Raw genomic sequence first — 19,018 nt, forward strand, 5'->3', positions numbered from 1 at the left:
CGCGAGGCGGTCGGGGAGGCTGGCCAGCACGCGTTCGTCCACAGCCCCACCCTCACACGAGGGCCCGACACCGCGCGATCGGGCACTCGGTGACGCCAGCGCGGCTCAGGTCGTCCCGCCAGCACCCACGACCACGTGCGCGAGCGCCTCGGGACGCACCAGCCGCGCGTAGTCATGCCCCTCGGGGATCCACTTCCTGCGCCACAGGTCGAGCTCGTCGTCGCTGTCACCCTGGTCGCGGTTGCGATCGACGGCGCGACGGCCGGCCAGCTCCGGCGAGAGGTCAATCCAGACGGCGAGGTCCACGAGGGGCAGGGTCTCGGGGCGGATCAGCCGGATGCCCTCGACGACCACCACCAGTGGCATCGGGACGTCGCAGGTGCGCTGCGCGCCGCCGTAGGCACGCACCGGGTAGGTGAGGCGTCGCTCAGGGGTCGTGGCGCGCAGGCGCCCGAGCAGGTCGAGCAGCACCGGCCAGTCGTGCAGGTCGAAGAGCCCGGAGCCAGGACCGGCCCCGGCGGCGAAGAAGCAGTCGGTGCGGATCACCTGCTCGGGTGTCCCACCCAGGTCGGTCATCAACCCCGCCGCGAGGGTCGACTTGCCGGCCCCGCCGTGGCCGGAGATGGCGACCACCGGCGGTCGCTCCGCGCCCGTCAGCAGCCGGGCGACCCGGTCGCGCACGGCGTCGTAGGACGTGTTCATGAGGCCAGCAGGCGCTCGCACTCGGCGAGCAGCCGCGCGCGGATCGGCGCACCCCGTTGCGCGAACTCCCGCTGCGCCTCGACGTAGGCCGCCTTGCCCTCGGGGGTCTCGATCGGCACCGGCTCGAAGCCCAGGTCGGCCAGGTCGTAGGGCGCGGCGCGCATGTCGAGCTCGCGGATGTCGCGGGCCAGCTCGAACGCGTCGGCGACGAGGTCGGAGGAGACCATCGGCGAGAGCCGGAAGGCGTGCTTGTAGAGGTCCATGCCGGCGTGCAGGCAGGCCGGCTGCTCGAACGCCGGCCGGTCGTCGCGGCCGGGGGAGAGGGTGTTGAGCGGTCGGGCCGGGTCGGTGAAGAACCGGAAGGCGTCGAAGTGCGAGCACGCCACCTTGTGCGACTCCACGACCGCGTCGGTGCCGTCGGGGCCGAGGCGCAACGGCCAGTCGGCGTGGCGGGTCTCGTCCTCCGCGAGGCGATAGACCATGGCCCACTCGTGCAGCCCGAAGCAGCCGAAGTGGGCGGGTCGCGCGGCGGTGGCGGTGAGCAGCGCGCGCAGGGAGCCGAGCAGCGGCCGCTGCTTCTCGACGTACGACGGCGCGACGCTGACCACGTCACCCGCCTGCTCGTAGCCCTTGAGGCCGGCATGCTCAGCGGCCCCCACCAGGCCGACGCCGAAGCCGGGGTGCCAGCGGCGCAGCTGGGCCGGGCGCTGGGAGTAGTAGGTGAAGAGGAAGTCGTGCACGGGGTGCTTCACGGCGGCGTCGCGACGCGCGAGGTGCGGAGCGGTGAAGGCGTCGACGCGCGCCGCGTGCGCGTCCGCGCGCGAGCGCCACTCCGCCTCGTCCAGCACAGCGTCGAGCACGTCGACGTCCTTCCGGGTCTCCACCCGCCAAGGGTAGGCGCCGCCCCGGTGGCCGATAGGGTCGAGGGCGTGCGCATCGCAAGGTTCACCACCGGATCAGAGCCCTCCTACGGCGTCGTGACGGGGGAGGTCGACGAGTTCGGCCAGCCCGCCGAGGACAGCGTCGTCGTTGCCCTCGCGGGCGACCCCCTCTACGTCGGCATCAAGCTGCTCGACCAGGAGCACCGCCTCGCGGACGTCAAGCTCCTCGCGCCGGTCCTGCCGCGCAGCAAGGTCGTCGGCATCGGTCGCAACTACGCCGCGCACGCCGCCGAGCTGGGCCACGACCTGCCCTCCGAGCCCCTGATGTTCCTCAAGCCCAACACCAGCGTGGTCGGTCCGCTCGACCCGATCTTCTACCCGCCGCAGACGCAGGACCTGCACTACGAGGGCGAGCTGGCCGTGGTGATCGGTCGGATCTGCCGCGACGTGCCGGCTGAGCAGGCGACCGACGTCATCCACGGCTACACGATCGCCAACGACGTGACCGCCCGCGACCTGCAGAAGTCCGACGTGCAGTTCACCCGCGCCAAGGGCTTCGACTCCTTCTGCCCGCTGGGTCCCTGGATCGAGACCGACCTCGACCCGCAGCACTTCATCGACGGCGTACGCCTGCAGACGCACCTCAACGGCGAGGTCGTCCAGGACGGCTCCACCGCCGACATGATCTTCGACATCCCCACGCTGATCGCCCACGTCTCCAGCGTCATGACGCTGCTGCCCGGCGACGTGATCCTCACCGGCACCCCCGAGGGTGTCGGTCCCATGGAGGTCGGTGACGAGGTCGAGATCTCGATCGCCGGTCTCGGCACTCTGACCAACAAGGTGGCCACCCGATGAGCACGCCCACGACCGCTGGCACGACCGACCCCTCGGTCCGCGTCCGCTTCTGCCCGTCGCCGACAGGCTCGCCGCACGTCGGCCTGGCGCGCACGGCCCTCTTCAACTGGGCCTTTGCCCGCCACCACGGCGGCACGATCGTCTTCCGCATGGAGGACACCGACAAGGAGCGCAGCACCCAGGAGTCCTACGACGCGATCCTCGAGCTGTGGCGCTGGCTCGGCCTCACCTGGGACGAGGGCATCGAGGTGGGAGGCCCGCACGGGCCCTACAAGCAGAGCGAGCGCGGCGAGATCTACGCCGACGCCCTGGCCAGGCTGCGCGAGTCGTCCTACACCTACGAGTGCTTCTGCACCAACGAGGAGGTCGACGCCCGTCGCGAGGCCTCGGGCTCCAAGATCATGGGCTACGACGGCTTCTGCCGCGAGCTCTCCGCAGAGCAGCGGGCGGCGTTCGAGGGCGAGGGGCGCAGGCCGATCGTGCGCTTCCGGATGCCCGACGGCTCGATCACCTGGACCGACCTGGTGCGCGGCGAGATCTCCTTCGAGTCCGAGAACGTCCCTGACTACGCGCTGTGCCGCGCCAACGGCGACCCGCTCTACACGCTGGTCAACCCGGTCGACGACGCCCTGATGGGGATCACGCACGTGCTGCGCGGTGAGGACCTGCTCTCCAGCACCCCGCGCCAGCTGGCTCTCTACGGCGCTCTCGTCGAGCTCGGCATCGCCCAGGAGACCCCGCAGTTCGGCCACCTGCCCTACGTCATGGGCCAGGGCAACAAGAAGCTCTCGAAGCGCGACCCCGAGGCGCACGCGCTGGCCTATCGCGACCAGGGCTTCCTGCCCGAGGGCCTGATGAACTACCTGGCCCTGCTCGGCTGGGCGATCTCGGGCGACCGCGACATCTTCTCGCTGGAGGAGATGGTCGAGGCGTTCGACATCAAGGACGTCAACCCCAACCCCGCCCGCTTCGACCTCAAGAAGGCCGATGCGATCAACGCGTCCCAGATGCGCCTGCTGTCGGTCGAGGACATCACCCACCGGGCGCTGCCGTTCCTCAAGGCTGCCGGCGTCGTCTCCGACCCCGTGTCCGACGCGGACGCCCAGCTCCTCGAGCTCGCCATGCCCCTGGTGGCCGAGCGGATCAACAAGCTCACCGAGGCCGTCGACATGCTCGGCTTCCTCTTCGTGGAGGAGCAGGACTTCACGCGCGACGAGGCCGATGTCGACAAGCTGCTCACCGAGGACGGCAAGGCCATCGTCCAGGCGTCCCACGACGCGGTGGCGGGCCTGCACGAGTGGTCCACCGCCGCGATCCAGGAGGCCCTGCAGCAGGCGCTGGTCGAGGAGCGCGGGCTCAAGCCCCGCGTGGCCTTCGGTCCCGTGCGCGTCGCGATCACGGGCCGCCGCGTCTCGCCGCCGCTGTTCGAGTCGATGGAGCTGCTCGGGCGCGAGCGCAGCCTGGCCCGGCTGCAGAGCGCGCTGGGCTGAGGGGACGCACGATGGGCCACGGCTACGACGAGATCCTGCGTGGTGCCCCGCGGCGCGGTTGGGGCTGGACGTTGCTCGGCGTCACGACGTACGCCGCCGGCTTCGTCCTGCTGGCCCCCCTGCTTCTGCTCGGCGTCTTCGCGCTCTACTTCGCGGCGATCGGTGACCTCAGCGCCGACCGGATGACCGCGCTGGGCGACCTCGACGACGTGACGCCGGCGATGCTGGCCTACCTCAACCTGTCGCTGGCCGCCGCGATCCCGATCGGGTGGTTCGTCATGCGCTGCGTGCACGGGCTCAAGCCGCGATGGCTCTCGTCGGTCATGCCGCGCATCCGCTGGCGCTGGATGGCGGTCTGCTTCGGCCTGTCGGTGCTGGCGCTGATCGCGACGGTGCTCGTGTCGGCGGCGCTGCCGCAGCAGGAGAGCGGCATCACCGGTGACGTCAACGCCTTCACCGACACCACGCGCGACTTCCTGCTCGTCGTGGTCCTGCTCACGCCGCTGCAGGCCGCGGGGGAGGAGTACGCGTTCCGCGGCTACCTCACGCAGGCCTTCGGTGGTCTCCTGCGCAGTCGCACGGCAGCGGTGCTCGTGCCCTCGCTGCTCTTCGCGCTGGCGCACGGTGCCCAGGACCCGCCGATCTTCTTCGACCGCTTCGCCTTCGGTGTGGTCGCCGGCATCCTCACCATCGCCACGGGCGGCCTCGAGGCCGCGATCGCGATGCACGTGCTCAACAACTGGCTCGCCTTCGGCTCCGCGCTGGCCTACAGCGACATGACCTCGGCCATGAACCCCACCGGCGGCACCTGGTGGAGCCTCCCGGTGACCCTGACGCAGTCGCTGAGCTATCTCGCCCTGGCCGTCATCGCGGCCCGCAGGCTGGGCGTCCGCACCACGATCGAGGGGGCCGTTTTGGAACCCGTCGGGCCACGCGTGTAACGTTTCTCCTCGGCCGCCGGACCTCGGTGCGGAGGGCCTAAGAAGAGTAAGACCATTGGGATATGGTGTAATTGGCAACACGACTGGTTCTGGTCCAGTTATTCTAGGTTCGAGTCCTAGTATCCCAGCCAAGATGCCGGTGGAGACCGGGATTTTGTGTGGCAGAGGGGCTTTCGCTAGTCTGTCGCAGCACCAAATAGCAACACCAGCACCATCTCTTGCCCCCGTTGTGTAGCGGCCTAGCACGCCGCCCTCTCACGGCGGTAGCGCCGGTTCGAATCCGGTCGGGGGTACAGATCACGCAGGGCCGGTCCACCAGGACCGGCCCTGTGTGCATTTCGTGTCGTGGCTGCGTCAGGCGCAGAGCCCGGCGGCGAGGCGGGCCGCGGCCTGCTCCTGCGCGGCAGCGGTCTCCTCCGGCGTGGCGGACGTGCTGTCCGTGGGGGAGGCGCCGTCCGACGGTGAGCCGCTCGCCGTGCCGACCGGGTCGTCGGCCTTGATGCTCTCCTCGCTGAAGTCGCGCCCGAGCCGCCGATCGTTGCGGATCCGCTCCCAGAGCCGGTCGGCGTCCTCGGTCCACACCAGCCGGTTGGGGTCGGGCTCGTACTCCGCGAACGGCACCGTGATGAAGCGGATGTCGTCGAGGCCGGTGTTCTTGAACTGCATCGCCAGGTCGACGAGGGCCGGCAGGTTGGCCAGCTCCTTGTCGAGCTTGAGCGAGCTCGTGGCGGCGTCGAGGAAGGAGAAGACGCGGTCCGGGCGCGACAGCGTGCCCGCGGAGACGACCTTGTTGATCATCGAGGCGATGAAGGCCTGCTGACGCGTCATGCGTCCGATGTCGCCGGTGACCGAGAGCACGGATCGCTCGCGCACGTAGTTGAGCGCCTGCTGCCCCGTCAGCGTCTGCGTGCCGGCGTCGAAGAAGATGTTGTGCTCGGGGTCGTCGACGTCCTTGGGGAGGCACACCTCGACCCCGTTGACGGCGTCGACCATGTCCTTGAAGCCGTTGAAGTCGACCACCACCTGGTGGTCGACGCGCACGTCGGTGAGCGCCTCGAACATCTGGGTCGTGCACAGGGCGCCCCCGAGCGTGAAGGCCTCGTTGAACATCACGAGCTCCTCGCCCGGGATCTGCTCGCCGTCGGGCATCATGCAGTCGGGACGGGTGACCAGGGCATCTCGAGGCAGGCTGACGCCATAGGCGTCCTTCCGGTCCGCCGAGATGTGCAGCAGGATCGTCGTGTCCGAGCCCTCGCTCGCCTGCGCTCCGTCGATCCCGTTGCCCTCGCCCTCGCGGGTGTCGGAACCCATGATGAGGATGTTGATCGGCTTCTGGGGTCCGTCGACCTCGACGACGTCCGGGCGGTCGACGCCGTCGGGGATCCCGGGGAGCGTCTCGATGTTGTTGTTGAGCTGCTGGTAGGCCACGGAGACGCCCACCCCCGTGAGCAGGGCGAGCACCAGGTGGGTGACGAGGATGACCTTCAGCACCGTACGACGGTGCTCGCGCGCCAAGGGGCGCCTGCGCGCCACCGGGGTGGGGTGGGTCGCCGGCTCGGCCGGCGGCGTCTCGTCGTCGGCCACGTTCACATCATCACAAACACCTGGTTGAATCCCTCGCCTTTCTGCGAGATGCCCGCGAGATCCCTGTGAGCGTGGCGCGACGATCGTCCACGGCGGTGTCCGATTCCCGCTAGCAACCGGTGTGGTGCTCGAGCATGATGGAGGCATGTCGCCGACCGAGCAGCTCGACCCCGAGTCCTGCTACGGCGCCGTGAAGTCGCGCGACCGCCGCTTCGACGGTGTCTTCTGGACCGCGGTCCGCACGACCGGCATCTACTGCCGTCCGTCGTGCCCGGCCCGCACCCCCGCGCTCGCCAATGTCAGCTTCCACCCCAGCCCGGCCGCCGCCCAGGCCGCGGGCTACCGCGCCTGCAAGCGCTGCCTGCCCGATGCCTCACCAGGAAGCCCGGACTGGGACGTCGCCGCCACGGCTGCCGGTCGAGCCATGCGGCTGATCTCCGACGGCGTCGTCGATCGAGAAGGCGTGGACGGGCTGGCGCGACGCGTCGGCTACACCCCGCGCCACCTCTCACGGCTCCTGGCGGGCGAGCTCGGGGCCGGCCCGCTCGCCCTGGCCCGGGCCAAGCGGGCCCAGACCGCGCGGGTGCTCCTCGAGACCACCGCACTCACCTGCGCCGAGATCGCCTTCGCCGCAGGCTTCTCCAGCGTGCGGCAGTTCAACGACACGATCCGCGAGGTCTACGCCGCGAGCCCGACCGACCTGCGGGGTCGTCGGGGCGCGCGACCGACCACCGGCTCCGTCACCATGCGACTCGCGGTGCGCACCCCCTTCGCGGGGCGGGCGCTGCTGGCCTTCCTGGCCTACCACCTCGTCCCGGGCGTGGAGGTCGCCGGCGACGGCTGGTATGCCCGCACCCTCGACCTGCCGCACGCGCCCGGCACGGTCCGGCTCGACATCACCGACGCCCTCGACGAGGGGGAGACCGCCTTCGTCACCGCGACCTTCGCCCTCCAGGACCTGCGTGACACGGCCGCCGCCGTCGAGCGAGCCCGACGCCTGCTCGACGCCGACTGCGACCCGATCGCCGTCGCCGACCACTTCGCCGGTGACCCCGTGATCGGACCGCTGGTGCGGGCCACGCCCGGCCTGCGGCTTCCGGGCCAGGTCGACGGTGCCGAGACCGCCGTGCGCACGGTGATCGGGCAGCAGGTCAGCGTCACCGGCGCGCGGACCGTGACCGGGCGGATCGTCGCGGCGCACGGACGTGCCGTCGAGACGGGCACCCCGGGCCTCACCCACCTCTTCCCCGACCCCGCCACCCTCGCCGGGGTCGATCCCGAGACGCTGCCGATGCCCCGGGCCCGCGGGAGGGCGCTGGTCGGGCTGTGTGCCGCCCTGGCGTCCGGCGACGTGGCGCTCGACCGTGGTCCCGACCGCGACGACGTCCGCCGTGCCCTGATCGCCCTGCCCGGGATCGGGCCCTGGACGGCCGACTACGTCGCGATGCGGGCGCTGGGTCATCCCGACCTGTTCCTGCCGACCGACATCGGGGTCCGCAACGCCGTCGCCGGGCTGGGCCACGACCTGCCGTCGGCCTTCGCGGCGTCCGAGACCTGGCGGCCCTGGCGCTCCTACGCCCTGATGCACCTGTGGAACACCCTCATGCCACCCGTCCCCACCGACCCCCAGGAGGTCTGAGATGTGGACCGTGATCGACAGCCCCATCGGCGAGCTGCGCCTCGTCGAGAACGGCGGTGCCATCACCGCCATCGAGTTCTCCCCGTTCGGCGACCCCGACGGCCGGGTCCGCGGCGCGCGCGACGACGACCACCCTGTCCTCGCCGAGGCGCGACGTCAGCTCACGGCCTACTTCGCCCGTGACCTCCAGGAGTTCGACCTCCCGCTCGCTCCCGGTGGCTCGGTGTTCCAGACGCAGGTCTGGGAGCAGCTCCGGCTCATCGACTACGGCGAGACCGCGACCTACGGCGAGATCGCGGCGCGACTCGGGCGCACCAACGCGGCGTCGCGCGCGGTCGGCCTGGCCAACGGCAGCAACCCGATCCCGATCGTCATCCCGTGCCACCGGGTCATCGGCGCCAACGGGACGCTCACGGGCTACGCCGGGGGAGTCGAGCGCAAGCAGGTGCTCCTCGAGCTCGAGCAGGACGCGCTCTTCTGAGACCCGGCGTCCGGAGCGCTCACTCAGCGGCGGCGCGGCGCAGCGACTCGGAGAGCCGCTCGGCGGCGGCGAGCACCGCGGGGGCGTGCATGCGTCCGGGCTGACGGGAGAGCCGCTCCAGCGGCCCGGAGACGGAGACGGCGGCGATGATCTTCCCGCCCGGGGAGCGGACCGGGGCGGAGACCGACGCCACGCCCTGCTCGCGCTCGCCGACCGACTGGGCCCAGCCGCGCCGGCGGATGCCGGACAGGGCGGCTGCGGAGAACGCCGCGTTCTGGAGACCGCGGTGCATCCGCTCGGGGTCCTCCCAGGCCAGCAGGACCTGGGCGGCGGAGCCGGCGCGCATCGTCAGCTGCGACCCGACCGGGATGGTGTCGCGCAGGCCGGAGGGGCGCTCGGCAGCGGCGACGCAGACGCGGTGGTCTCCCTGGCGACGCCACAGCTGGGCCGACTCGCCGGTGATGTCGCGCAGTCGCGCGAGGACCGGGCCGGCCGTCGCGAGGAGGCGGTCCTCCCCGGCAGCGGCGGACAGCTCGGCGAGCCGGGGGCCCAGGACGAAGCGTCCCTGCATGTCGCGAGCGACCAGCCGGTGGTGCTCGAGGGCGACGGCCAGACGGTGGGCGGTGGGTCGGGCCAGACCCGTGCCGGCCACGAGACCAGCCAGGGTCGCAGGTCCGGACTCGAGCGCGGTGAGCACGAGCGCGGCCTTGTCGAGAACGCCGACACCACTGGAGTTGTCCATATAGCAATACTGACGTCTCAGATCATGGGATGCAAGAGCAAGCCGGTGTGACCTGGTCGAGTCGGCGGTCGGTCTGGACCGGCCTGGTGCGAGGAGGTGCGCCAGGCGCCCTTGTCCGCATAGCGAGATCGATATCTCAGATCATGGGACGACGGCGTAGCGTTCTCCCGGCACGATCACCACCGGTCACGAAGGAGCGAAGTCATGGGCAAGACCTTGTCCGAGAAGGTGTGGGACGAGCACGTCGTCCGCTCCCACGAGGGAGAGCCCGACCTTCTCTTCATCGACCTGCACCTCATCCACGAGGTCACCAGCCCCCAGGCCTTCGACGGCCTGCGCCTGGCTGGTCGCGCGGTCCGTCGCCCCGACCTCACCCTGGCGACCGAGGACCACAACGTCCCCACGCTCGACTGGGACAAGCCCATCGCCGATCCCGTCTCCCGCACCCAGGTCGAGACGTTGCGCAAGAACGCCGAGGAGTTCGGCGTGCGCCTGCACCCGCTCGGTGACGTCGAGCAGGGCATCGTCCACGTCGTCGGCCCCCAGCTCGGCCTGACCCAGCCCGGCATGACGATCGTCTGCGGTGACAGCCACACCAGCACCCACGGTGCCTTCGGTGCGATCGCCTTCGGCATCGGCACCTCCGAGGTCGAGCACGTCCTCGCCACGCAGACCCTGATGCAGGCCAGGCCCAAGACGATGGCCGTGACCATCAACGGCAGCCTCCCGCCGGGCGTCACCGCCAAGGACATGGTGCTCACGCTGATCACCCACACCGGCACCGGTGGAGGTCAGGGCTACATCGTGGAGTACCGCGGCCAGGCCATCGAGGAGCTCTCGATGGAGGGCCGCATGACGGTCTGCAACATGAGCATCGAGTGGGGCGCCAAGGCCGGTCTCATCGCACCTGACCAGACGACGTTCGACTACATCGAGGGCCGCCCCGAGGCGCCCCGGGGCGCCGACTGGGATGCCGCGGTCGAGCACTGGAAGACGCTCGTCACCGACGCCGACGCCGAGTTCGATGCCGAGATCGTGCTCGACGCCTCCGAGATGACGCCGTTCGTCACCTGGGGCACCAACCCCGGCCAGGGCGTCCCGCTCGGCGGGTCGGTCCCCGACCCTGCCCAGTTCGAGGACGCCCAGGACCGCGTCGCTGCCGAGAAGGCCCTGCAGTACATGGGCCTCGAGGCCGGCACCCCCATGCGCGAGGTCAAGGTCGACACCGTCTTCGTCGGCTCTTGCACCAACGGCCGGATCGAGGACCTGCGCCTGGCGGCCCAGATCATCGAGGGTCACAAGGTCGACGCCGACACGCGGCTGCTCGTCGTGCCCGGGTCGGTGCGGGTGCGCATGCAGGCCGAGTCCGAGGGCCTCGACGTGATCTTCAAGGAGGCCGGCGCCGAGTGGCGCGGGGCCGGCTGCTCCATGTGCCTGGGCATGAACCCCGACACCCTGGAGCCCGGTGAGCGCAGCGCGTCGACCTCCAACCGCAACTTCGAGGGCCGCCAGGGCAAGGGTGGTCGCACCCACCTCGTCTCGATCCCCGTCGCAGCCGCGACCGCCATCCGAGGGACGCTGTCGTCCCCGGCCGACCTGGAGGCCTGAGTCATGGAGAAGTTCTCGTCGCACACCGGCGTCGGTGTCCCGCTGCGTCGCAGCAACGTCGACACCGACCAGATCATCCCGGCCGTCTACCTCAAGCGCGTCACGCGCGACGGCTTCGAGGACGGGCTGTTCAGCGCCTGGCGCAACGACCCCGAGTTCGTCCTCAACAACCCGGTCTACGCGGCCGGCTCGGTCCTCGTCGCCGGTCCCGACTTCGGCACCGGCTCGTCGCGCGAGCACGCGGTGTGGGCCCTGCAGAACTACGGGTTCAAGGCGGTCATCTCCTCCCGCTTCGCCGACATCTTCCGTGGCAACTCGGGCAAGGCCGGACTGCTCGCCGCCCAGGTCGACGAGAAGGTCGTCCAGCGGCTGTGGGACTACCTCGAGGCGACCCCGGGTGCGGCGATCACCGTGGACCTCGAGTCCCGCACGGTGCGTGCCGGCGAGGGGGAGGACGCGATCGAGGACTCCTTCGACATCGACGACTACACCCGCTGGCGCCTGCTCGAGGGGCTCGACGACGTCGGGATCACCCTGAGCCACGCCGACGACATCACCGCCTTCGAGGCGTCACGACCCAGCTGGAAGCCGGCCACGATCCACGGCTGAGCGGGTCCACATGGTGGGTCGGACGGAATAGGGGAAGCGTCAACCTCCTTGTGACGGGCACCGGGTGATCGTGCCCTGCGGGGCATCGACCACCGCATCCGTCGACGAAAGGACTGACGTGCCCACCATCTCGGCCAACGGCATCAACCTGAGCTACACCGACTCCGGCGGTGAGGGTCGCCCCGTCGTGCTCATCCACGGCTGGCCCCTCAGTGGCGCCTCCTGGAGCGAGCAGGTCCCGGCGCTGACCGACGCGGGCTACCGCGTCGTCACCTACGACCGTCGGGGCTTCGGCGACTCCGACAAGCCCGGCACGGGCTACGACTACGACACCTTCGCCGCCGACCTCGGCGGGCTGCTCGACGGCCTCGACCTCCAGGACGCGAGCCTGGTGGGCTTCTCCATGGGTGGCGGTGAGGTCGCCCGCTATCTCGGCACTGCTGGCGACGCCCGCGTGCACTCGGCCGTCTTCGCGGCTGCCGTACCGCCCTACCTGCTGAAGACCGACGACAACCCCGACGGCGGGCTCGGCGAGGACGACGTCAAGGGCATGATGGGCGCAGCCTCCTCCGACCGCGAGGGCTTCCTCGACGGGTTCACCACCGACTTCTTCTCGGCCGGTGGGGAGCTGAAGGTCACCGAGGAGCAGCGGCAGGACGCACTGGCTCTCGCGGCCAAGGCCGAGGACGCCGCACTGGTCGCCTGCATCGAGGCCTTCGGCACGACCGACTTCCGCCAGGACCTCGCCACGATCAAGGTCCCGAGCCTCGTCATCCACGGCGACTCGGACGCCACCGTGCCCTTCGAGGTCTCCGGAAAGCGCACCGCTGACAGCGTTTCGGGCGCCGAGCTGGCCGTGATCGAGGATGCACCGCACGGATTGAACGTCAGCCACGCGGCGGCCTTCAACCAGCACCTCCTGGCATTCCTGGAGAAGTGATCTCGGCCGTCGGCTATCGAGATATCCCAGGCAGGTAAGGGATATCGGATAACGACAGCACGCACCACGTTGGCGCACGTCAGGCGATTGCCGGGCGTGCGCCTACGTGTTCGTGGTCTAGCGCCGAAAAATAGGTTCCGCGATTGACGGCGTGGTGATTGTGACAATGGCCACCAATGCCTAGCGTGCATTGATGAAAGTCGGGCACAGCTCGACGCCACCAGTTCATTGGAAGGGAAGCTAGTGAACAAGTCACAGCTCATCGACGCACTCGCGACGCGTTACGAGGGGAACCGCAAGCAGGCAGCACATGCACTCGAGTCCGTCTTGGACACGATCACGCGTGAGGTCGCCAAGGGCGAGAAGGTCGCCATCACGGGCTTCGGCTCCTTCGAGAAGAGGATCCGTGAAGCCCGGTGGGTCCGCAACCCGCAGACCGGCGCACGCATCAAGGCCAAGAAGACGGCGGTGCCGAAGTTCAGTCCCGGGGCCGACCTGAAGAACGTCGTCTCCGGTGCCAAGAAGCTTCCGAAGCTGACGCTCGCGGCTCCCGCGGCTGCGGCGAAGAAGGCGGCGGCCCCGGCGAAGAAGGCGGCGGCCGCTGCCAAGAAGGCGGCTCCGGCCAAGAAGGCGGCGCCTGCTGCGAAGAAGGCGGCTCCGGCCAAGAAGGCAGCGCCGGCCAAGAAGGCGGCGCCTGCTGCGAAGAAGGCGGCTCCGGCCAAGAAGGCGGCACCTGCTGCGAAGAAGGCGGCTCCGGCCAAGAAGGCGGCACCTGCTGCGAAGAAGGCGGCACCGGCCAAGAAGGCGGCACCTGCTGCGAAGAAGGCGGCACCGGCCAAGAAGGCGGCACCCGCTGCCAAGAAGGCGCCCGCGAAGAAGGCTCCGGCCAAGAAGTCCTGACACACCACGAAACGGGCCGTCCTCCCTCAGGGGGACGGCCCGTTCGTCATGTCAGCTGCAGGTCGGCCACGAGTGCGGAGGTCTCCGGGCCGAGCCCCAGGGACCGTGCGTCGCGCAGGTCGTCGAGGTCGTCGACGTCGCGCCGCAGCGACGGAAGGTCGAGTCCGATCTCGGCGCCGCCGGAGGCCCGGTGCGCACGACGCGAGCCGAGACCGAACTCCGGGTCGAACTCGTCGTACGGCGCGGTGTAGAGCGTCGTGCCGACACCCTCTGCGTCGGGCACGAAGGAAGGCCCGCCCGGCACCACCGATGCGAGGGCCCGACCGAGGTCGGCGGGGCGCAGTGCCGGCAGGTCGGCGCAGAGCGCCGCGGGCGTCAGGTCGGGGAAGCGGCGCCGGGCCTCGGCCACGGCCTGGCGCAGCGCGGCGTTGAGGTCGTTGGTGTCGCCGTCGGGGATGGTCACGCAGCCGAGGCTCTCGAACTCCCGGGAGAACGACGCGTCGTCGGTTGCGACCAGCACGGCGTCGACGTGCCGAGCGGCCAGGCACGCGCCGACGGTGTCGAGGGCGAAGGCGCGCGCGAGGGCTCGACGCTGGGGGTCGTCGAGACCCGTCATCCGGGACTTGCCGTGCGCCGGGGGCTTGACCGGCACCACGACGACGTAGGACGTGACCACGCCTCGATCCTGTCAGGGGACTCGGCGCGGCGAGACGGTGGCCTCGGTCACGTCGGCGAGTAACCTGCACTCCCGTGAAGGTTCGCACAATGCAGGACAAGCGCCGCCCCGGCTTCGCGTTCGCCGTGACCATCGTCAAGCCGGTGCTGCTCGCCACGACGACCCACGAGTGGATCGACGGCGAGAAGCTGCCGGCCACCGGGGGGTGTGTCGTGGTGCTCAACCACGTCTCCCACGTCGACCCCCTCACGGCGGCTCACCTGGTCTACGACCACGGACGGGTCCCGCACTACCTGGCGAAGTCGAGCCTCTTCCACAACAAGGTGTTGGGCTTCCTGATGAGGGCGGCCGGCCAGATCCCGGTGGAGCGCGCCAGCAGCAACGCCGTCGGTGCCTTCACCGCCGCGGTGGAGGCGGTGCGGGCAGGCAAGGTCGTGGTGGTCTACCCGGAGGGCACCATCACCCGCGATCCCGACCTGTGGCCGATGACGGGCAAGTCCGGTGCCGCTCGCATCGCCCTGGAGACCGGCTGCCCGGTGATCCCGGTGGGTCAGTGGGGTGCCCACGAGATCCTCTATCCCTACGCCAGCAAGCCCGACCTCTTCCCGCGCAAGCTGATCCGGATGAAGGTCGGCGACCCCGTCGACCTCGACGACCTGGTGCAGCGCCCGCGCGACCACAGCGTCTTCGCCGAGGCGACCGACCGCATCATGGCGGCGATCACCGGCCTCGTGGAGGACGTCCGGGGTGCGACCGCACCTGCGGAACGCTTCGACATGCGCAAGGCCGGCATCCGCCCGACCGGCACCCCCGACCCGAAGGACGAGCAGTGAGCACGAAGGTAGCCATCCTCGGAGCCGGTTCCTGGGGGACCGCCTTCTCCATCGTGCTCGCCGACGGCGGCAACGACGTGACGATCTGGGGTCGGCGTGAGGAGGTCTGCGCCTCGATCAACGACCAGCACGAGAACGTCGACTACCTGCCCGGCATCGAGCTGCCCCCGGCGGTGAGCGCCACGCACGATCCCGAGCAGGCCCTGGCCGGCGCCGATGTCGTGGTTCTCGCGGTCCCGTCCCAGTCGTTGCGGGCCAACCTCGTCGAGTGGGCGCCGTACGTCGGCAAGGACGCCGTCATGGTCTCCCTGATGAAGGGCGTGGAGCTCGGCAGCCTCAAGCGGATGAGCGAGGTCGTCGCCGAGGTCACCGGAGCCGGACCGGAGCGAATCGCGGTCATCAGCGGCCCCAACCTCGCCAAGGAGATCGCCCGTCGCGAGCCCGCGGCGTCGGTGGTCGCCTGCGAGGACGAGGACGTCGCGCGGATGCTCCAGGCTCGCGTGCACTCACCCGCCTTCCGGCCCTACACCAGCGTCGACGTGCTCGGCTGCGAGCTCGGGGGCGCCTACAAGAACGTCGTCGCCCTCTCGGTCGGCATGGCAGTGGGACTCGGCTTCGGCGACAACACGACCGCGTCGGTGATCACGCGGGGGCTCGCGGAGACCGCGCGCCTCGCGATGAAGCTCGGTGCCAACCCCCTGACCCTGATGGGGCTCGCGGGGCTCGGTGACCTCGTCGCCACCTGCTCGTCCCCGCTGTCGCGCAACCGCACCTTCGGGGAGAACCTCGGCAAGGGGATGACGACCGAGCAGATCATCGCCTCGACCCGTCAGGTGGCGGAGGGTGCCAAGTCCTGCTCGTCGCTGCTGGCACTGGCCAACCAGTCCGGCGTCGACGCCCCGGTCGCGCACCACGTCGACGCGGTCGTCGCGGGGACGATGACCGCCAAGGACATGGTCGACGCGTTCATCGCCCGTGACACCAAGGCCGAGACCGACTGAGGGACCCTCAGACGACGAGCGTGTCCAGCGCACCGACCAAGTCGCGCCACAGGTCCTCGACGTCCTCGATGCCGACCGAGAGCCGCACCAGGCCCTCGGGGATCGTGGCCGGCTCCGCCTTCCACCGTCGGCGACGCTCGAAGGTCGACTCGACGCCACCGAGGCTGGTCGCGTGGACCCAGAGCCTGGTCTTCTGCACCAGCAGGTCCGCGGCCAGCGCCTCGCCGGCGAGCACGATCGACACGATGCCGCCGAAGCCGGGATAGCGGACCTCGGAGACCGCCGGGTGCTCGCGCAGGCGCTCGACCAGCGTGGTGGCGTTGGCCTGGGCGCGCTCGACGCGCAGGTGGAGCGTGCGCAGGCCGCGCAGGGCGAGGTAGGCCTCGAGGGTGCCCGGCGTCGATCCGAGGAGGTCGCGGCGACCCTTGAGGACGCCGTAGAGCTCGTCGTCGCCCGTGACGATGGCGCCCATGAGGACGTCGCTGTGGCCGGCGAGGTATTTGGTCACGGAGTGCACGACGATGTCGGCGCCGAGCGACAGCGGCTGCTGGAGCAGGGGAGTGGCGAAGGTGTTGTCGACGACGACGTAGGCACCTTCCTCGTGGGCGGCTGTGGCGATCGCCGCGATGTCGGCGACCTCGAGAGCCGGGTTGGTCGGCGACTCGAACCACACGAGCGCGGCGTCGACGCACGCCGCCGCGACGGCCGCGGTGTCGGTGATGTCGACCAGCTGGGTGGTGATGCGGCCGCGGGACTCGAGGTCGGCCAGCTGGAGGAGCGTGCCGGTGTAGGAGTGCTCGGGCGCGACGACCTTGCCGCCCTGGCCGACCAGGTCGAGGACCGTCGTGACCGCGGCCATCCCGCTGGCATAGCTCAGGCAGCGGCCACCCTCCAGGGCACCGAGGGCGTCCTCGAACGCGGTCCAGGTGGGGTTGCCGTAGCGGCCGTACTCACGGTCGCCGCCCGCGACGTACGTCGAGGTCATCGTGATCGGGGTGTTGAGGGGCTCGTCGGACACGTGCGGGGGACGTCCGGCGGTCACCGCGATCGTCGCGGGCTGGAGGTCGGGCGAGTCCTCGGTCATGCACGGAAGCCTAGGCGGATAGGGTCGTGGCGATGAACGCGACCACCCCCGACAGCAGCCCCGAGAGCCGCGCCGAGAGCCGCAAGCCCCGCGTCGCCGTCGTCTTCGGCGGACGCTCCAGCGAGCACGCGATCTCGTGCGTCACCGCCGGCAGCGTGCTGAAGGCCATCGACCGCGACGCCTACGACGTGGTGCCGATCGGCATCGCGACCGACGGGCGCTGGGTGCTCGAGAGCGGCGACCCCGACCGGCTGCGCATCGAGGGCGCCGACCGCCTGCCGAGCGTCGACGGCGAGCGGGCCCCGGTGGCGCTGGCCCAGCAGGCCGCCGGCACGGACCTGGTCGTCAGCGAGCCCTCCCAGCCCCCGCGCACCCTCGGCGAGGTCGACGTCGTCTTCCCGCTCCTGCACGGCCCATGGGGCGAGGACGGCACCATCCAGGGGATGTTCGAGATGGCGGGGGTGAGGTACGTCGGCGCGGGCGTGCTCGCCTCCGCGGTCAGCATGGACAAGGCCTACATGAAGGTGGTGCTCGCCGCCGCCGGTCTGCCGGTCCTGCCCTCGGTCACCGTCACCGCCCGCGACTGGGCGCGCGACCCCTCCGCGTGCCGCGCGCAGGCCGACGAGCTCGGCTACCCGTTGTTCGTCAAGCCGGCCCGGGGCGGCTCCAGCATCGGCATCTCGAAGGCCCACGACGCCTCCGAGCTCGACGCCTGCATCGAGGAGGCGCACCGCCACGACAGCAAGGCGCTCGTGGAGGTCTCGGCCGAGGGGGGTCGCGAGGTCGAGTGCGGCGTGCTGCAGGCCCTCGACGGCACCCCCGAGACCAGCCAGCCCGCCGAGCTGCGCGTCGGTGGTGACCACGAGTTCTACGACTTCGCCGCCAAGTACCTCCCCGGTGAGCACACCGAGATCGACATCCCCGCAGAGCTGCCGCCGGGCGTGGCCGACGAGCTGCGGGCGCTCGCCGCCCGGGCCTTCGAGGCGGTCAGCTGCGAAGGACTGGCCCGGGTCGACTTCTTCGTGATGCCTGACAAGTCGCTGGTCGTCAACGAGATCAACACGATGCCCGGCTTCACGCCCACGTCGATGTATCCCCAGATGTGGGCGGCGAGCGGCGTGGACTACCCCGAGCTCGTCGACCGGCTGATCCGGCTGGCCCTCGCGCGCGACACCGGCCTGCGCTGACCCGGCGCGCACCATCGCGCCGACTCGGCGCCGCGCGTCAGATGCAGGGCTGCTCGAGGCGGAGCGTGGACTTCACGGCGTCCGTGAGGTCCGTGAGCGCCGCCGACACGCCGTCGGGGCGGTAGTCCGCCGGCACCGCTAGCTGGATGAGCGGGCGGTAGCTCACCGCGGTGACGATGACCTCCTCGTCCTGCGCGTCCTCCTCCAGCGAGTCCGGCGGCGCGAACCATCCGACCCCGTTGACGTCGTCGCAGGTCGAGAACGCGTCGTAGTCCTCCGGCAGCGTGACCCCACAGGTCAGCACGATGGCCGGGTCGCCCCAAGCCGCGCCGAGGGCGTCAGCGGGCTCGACGTCGACCTGCTCCAGGTCGTTGAGCGTCGAGGGCAGCGCGTCGACCAGCTGCTCGCAGGCCTGCTGGTCCTCCTCGCTCAGGTCTGCCGACACGATCTCGGGCGTGCTGCTGCAGGCGCCCAGGAGGAGCACCAGGCACGCCGTGACGCCCGCGGACGCGACAACGCCCCGGACCCGTCGGGGACCGGGGCGTCGACGAGAGATGGTGCGGATCGAGCTCACGTGCCTCAGATGTGGACGACCGGGCAGGTCAGGGTGCGGGTGATCCCGTCGAGGGTCTGCACCTTGGCGACCACGAGCTTGCCCAGCTCGTCGACGTTGCGGGCCTCGGCGCGCACGATCACGTCGTAGGGCCCGGTCACGTCCTCGGCGAGCGTCACGCCCTTGACCGCTGCGATGGCCTTGGCGACCTCGGCGGCCTTGCCGACGTCGGTCTGGATCAGGATGTACGCCTGGACGACCATTGGGTGTCTCCCTCAGCTGGCGATGTCTCGAGTGACATCGGTGTGT

20 protein-coding genes and 2 tRNA genes are annotated in these 19,018 nt (G+C 70.6%); 14 read left to right on the top strand and 8 right to left on the bottom strand.

Annotated features, from left to right (window positions below; all coding sequences use genetic code 11):
- Nucleotides 1-105: 105 nt before the first annotated feature.
- Nucleotides 106-702 carry a hypothetical protein gene (locus tag AAG827_RS03140; protein ID WP_341924350.1) on the bottom strand — a complete coding sequence of 199 codons (597 nt, stop codon included), beginning with the start codon at nucleotides 700-702 and terminating at the stop codon, nucleotides 106-108.
- Nucleotides 699-1,586: a 3-methyladenine DNA glycosylase gene (locus AAG827_RS03145; protein ID WP_341924351.1), complete on the bottom strand. Its 888-nt coding sequence runs from the start codon at nucleotides 1,584-1,586 to the stop codon at nucleotides 699-701. Before AAG827_RS03145 ends, AAG827_RS03140 begins: the two co-directional genes overlap by 4 nt.
- Nucleotides 1,587-1,631: 45 nt before the next feature.
- Between AAG827_RS03145 and AAG827_RS03150 the strand changes: the two genes are divergently transcribed.
- From AAG827_RS03150 to AAG827_RS03170, 5 genes are all read left to right on the top strand, one after another.
- On the top strand, nucleotides 1,632-2,441 hold the full coding sequence (locus tag AAG827_RS03150) for a fumarylacetoacetate hydrolase family protein (protein WP_341924352.1): 810 nt from the start codon (nucleotides 1,632-1,634) through the stop codon (nucleotides 2,439-2,441).
- Nucleotides 2,438-3,931 carry a glutamate--tRNA ligase gene (gltX, locus tag AAG827_RS03155; protein WP_341924353.1) on the top strand — a complete coding sequence of 498 codons (1,494 nt, stop codon included), beginning with the start codon at nucleotides 2,438-2,440 and terminating at the stop codon, nucleotides 3,929-3,931. Before AAG827_RS03150 ends, gltX begins: the two co-directional genes overlap by 4 nt.
- 11 nt (nucleotides 3,932-3,942) lie before the next feature.
- Nucleotides 3,943-4,872 carry a type II CAAX endopeptidase family protein gene (locus tag AAG827_RS03160; RefSeq protein WP_341924354.1) on the top strand — a complete coding sequence of 310 codons (930 nt, stop codon included), beginning with the start codon at nucleotides 3,943-3,945 and terminating at the stop codon, nucleotides 4,870-4,872.
- A 56-nt stretch (nucleotides 4,873-4,928) separates the two neighbouring features.
- Nucleotides 4,929-5,003: transfer RNA gene (locus tag AAG827_RS03165), tRNA-Gln, on the top strand.
- 89 nt (nucleotides 5,004-5,092) lie between these two features.
- Nucleotides 5,093-5,165 (top strand) — tRNA-Glu (locus AAG827_RS03170).
- Nucleotides 5,166-5,226: 61 nt separating this feature from the next.
- On the opposite strand, the gene AAG827_RS03175 is transcribed toward AAG827_RS03170, so the two are convergent.
- On the bottom strand, nucleotides 5,227-6,456 hold the full coding sequence (locus tag AAG827_RS03175; RefSeq protein WP_341924355.1) for an LCP family protein: 1,230 nt from the start codon (nucleotides 6,454-6,456) through the stop codon (nucleotides 5,227-5,229).
- 145 nt (nucleotides 6,457-6,601) lie between these two features.
- On the opposite strand from AAG827_RS03175, the gene AAG827_RS03180 reads away from it, so the two are divergent.
- Together AAG827_RS03180 and AAG827_RS03185 are read left to right on the top strand one after the other, a co-directional pair.
- Complete coding sequence (locus AAG827_RS03180; protein WP_341924356.1) at nucleotides 6,602-8,095, top strand: AlkA N-terminal domain-containing protein; 1,494 nt, start codon at nucleotides 6,602-6,604, stop codon at nucleotides 8,093-8,095.
- Between the two features lies 1 nt (nucleotide 8,096).
- Nucleotides 8,097-8,576 (top strand): methylated-DNA--[protein]-cysteine S-methyltransferase, encoded by a 480-nt coding sequence (locus AAG827_RS03185; protein ID WP_341924357.1) that lies wholly within the window; start codon nucleotides 8,097-8,099, stop codon nucleotides 8,574-8,576.
- A gap of 19 nt (nucleotides 8,577-8,595) precedes the next feature.
- Here AAG827_RS03185 and AAG827_RS03190 read toward each other — a convergent pair whose 3' ends face one another.
- Nucleotides 8,596-9,318, bottom strand: coding sequence for an IclR family transcriptional regulator (locus AAG827_RS03190; RefSeq protein WP_091110341.1), 723 nt, complete (start codon nucleotides 9,316-9,318; stop codon nucleotides 8,596-8,598).
- 204 nt (nucleotides 9,319-9,522) lie between these two features.
- Between AAG827_RS03190 and leuC the strand changes: the two genes are divergently transcribed.
- From leuC to AAG827_RS03210, 4 genes are all read left to right on the top strand, one after another.
- A complete protein-coding gene (gene leuC / locus AAG827_RS03195) occupies nucleotides 9,523-10,926 on the top strand; it encodes a 3-isopropylmalate dehydratase large subunit (protein WP_341924358.1) in 1,404 nt (467 codons plus the stop codon).
- Nucleotides 10,927-10,929: 3 nt separating this feature from the next.
- Nucleotides 10,930-11,535 (top strand): 3-isopropylmalate dehydratase small subunit, encoded by a 606-nt coding sequence (gene leuD, locus AAG827_RS03200; RefSeq protein ID WP_341924359.1) that lies wholly within the window; start codon nucleotides 10,930-10,932, stop codon nucleotides 11,533-11,535.
- Nucleotides 11,536-11,653: 118 nt separating this feature from the next.
- Nucleotides 11,654-12,475, top strand: a complete 822-nt coding sequence (locus AAG827_RS03205; RefSeq protein ID WP_341924360.1) for an alpha/beta hydrolase — start codon at nucleotides 11,654-11,656, stop codon at nucleotides 12,473-12,475.
- 243 nt (nucleotides 12,476-12,718) lie between these two features.
- Entirely contained in the window at nucleotides 12,719-13,375 is a 657-nt protein-coding gene (locus AAG827_RS03210) for an HU family DNA-binding protein (protein ID WP_341924361.1), read from the top strand.
- 46 nt (nucleotides 13,376-13,421) lie between these two features.
- Here AAG827_RS03210 and cofC read toward each other — a convergent pair whose 3' ends face one another.
- Nucleotides 13,422-14,051, bottom strand: coding sequence for a 2-phospho-L-lactate guanylyltransferase (gene cofC, locus AAG827_RS03215; RefSeq protein WP_341924362.1), 630 nt, complete (start codon nucleotides 14,049-14,051; stop codon nucleotides 13,422-13,424).
- A 74-nt stretch (nucleotides 14,052-14,125) separates the two neighbouring features.
- Between cofC and AAG827_RS03220 the strand changes: the two genes are divergently transcribed.
- Nucleotides 14,126-14,884: a lysophospholipid acyltransferase family protein gene (locus tag AAG827_RS03220; protein WP_341924363.1), complete on the top strand. Its 759-nt coding sequence runs from the start codon at nucleotides 14,126-14,128 to the stop codon at nucleotides 14,882-14,884.
- On the top strand, nucleotides 14,881-15,885 hold the full coding sequence (locus AAG827_RS03225) for an NAD(P)H-dependent glycerol-3-phosphate dehydrogenase (protein ID WP_341924364.1): 1,005 nt from the start codon (nucleotides 14,881-14,883) through the stop codon (nucleotides 15,883-15,885). The genes AAG827_RS03220 and AAG827_RS03225 overlap by 4 nt, the downstream gene beginning before the upstream one ends.
- 7 nt (nucleotides 15,886-15,892) lie before the next feature.
- Here the strand turns inward: AAG827_RS03225 and AAG827_RS03230 are convergent, their stop codons facing one another.
- Nucleotides 15,893-16,969, bottom strand: coding sequence for an aminotransferase class I/II-fold pyridoxal phosphate-dependent enzyme (locus AAG827_RS03230; protein WP_341924366.1), 1,077 nt, complete (start codon nucleotides 16,967-16,969; stop codon nucleotides 15,893-15,895).
- 32 nt (nucleotides 16,970-17,001) lie between these two features.
- Between AAG827_RS03230 and AAG827_RS03235 the strand changes: the two genes are divergently transcribed.
- Nucleotides 17,002-18,156, top strand: coding sequence for a D-alanine--D-alanine ligase family protein (locus tag AAG827_RS03235; RefSeq protein ID WP_341924368.1), 1,155 nt, complete (start codon nucleotides 17,002-17,004; stop codon nucleotides 18,154-18,156).
- 37 nt (nucleotides 18,157-18,193) lie between these two features.
- Here AAG827_RS03235 and AAG827_RS03240 read toward each other — a convergent pair whose 3' ends face one another.
- Both AAG827_RS03240 and AAG827_RS03245 read right to left on the bottom strand, forming a co-directional pair.
- Nucleotides 18,194-18,730 (bottom strand): DUF3515 domain-containing protein, encoded by a 537-nt coding sequence (locus tag AAG827_RS03240; RefSeq protein ID WP_341924369.1) that lies wholly within the window; start codon nucleotides 18,728-18,730, stop codon nucleotides 18,194-18,196.
- 5 nt (nucleotides 18,731-18,735) lie between these two features.
- Nucleotides 18,736-18,972, bottom strand: a complete 237-nt coding sequence (locus AAG827_RS03245) for an Lrp/AsnC ligand binding domain-containing protein (protein ID WP_091021602.1) — start codon at nucleotides 18,970-18,972, stop codon at nucleotides 18,736-18,738.
- Nucleotides 18,973-19,018: the final 46 nt, after the last annotated feature.

Origin of the sequence: Nocardioides psychrotolerans, from assembly GCF_943371775.1 — a bacterium.
Taxonomy (GTDB): domain Bacteria; phylum Actinomycetota; class Actinomycetes; order Propionibacteriales; family Nocardioidaceae; genus Nocardioides; species Nocardioides psychrotolerans_A.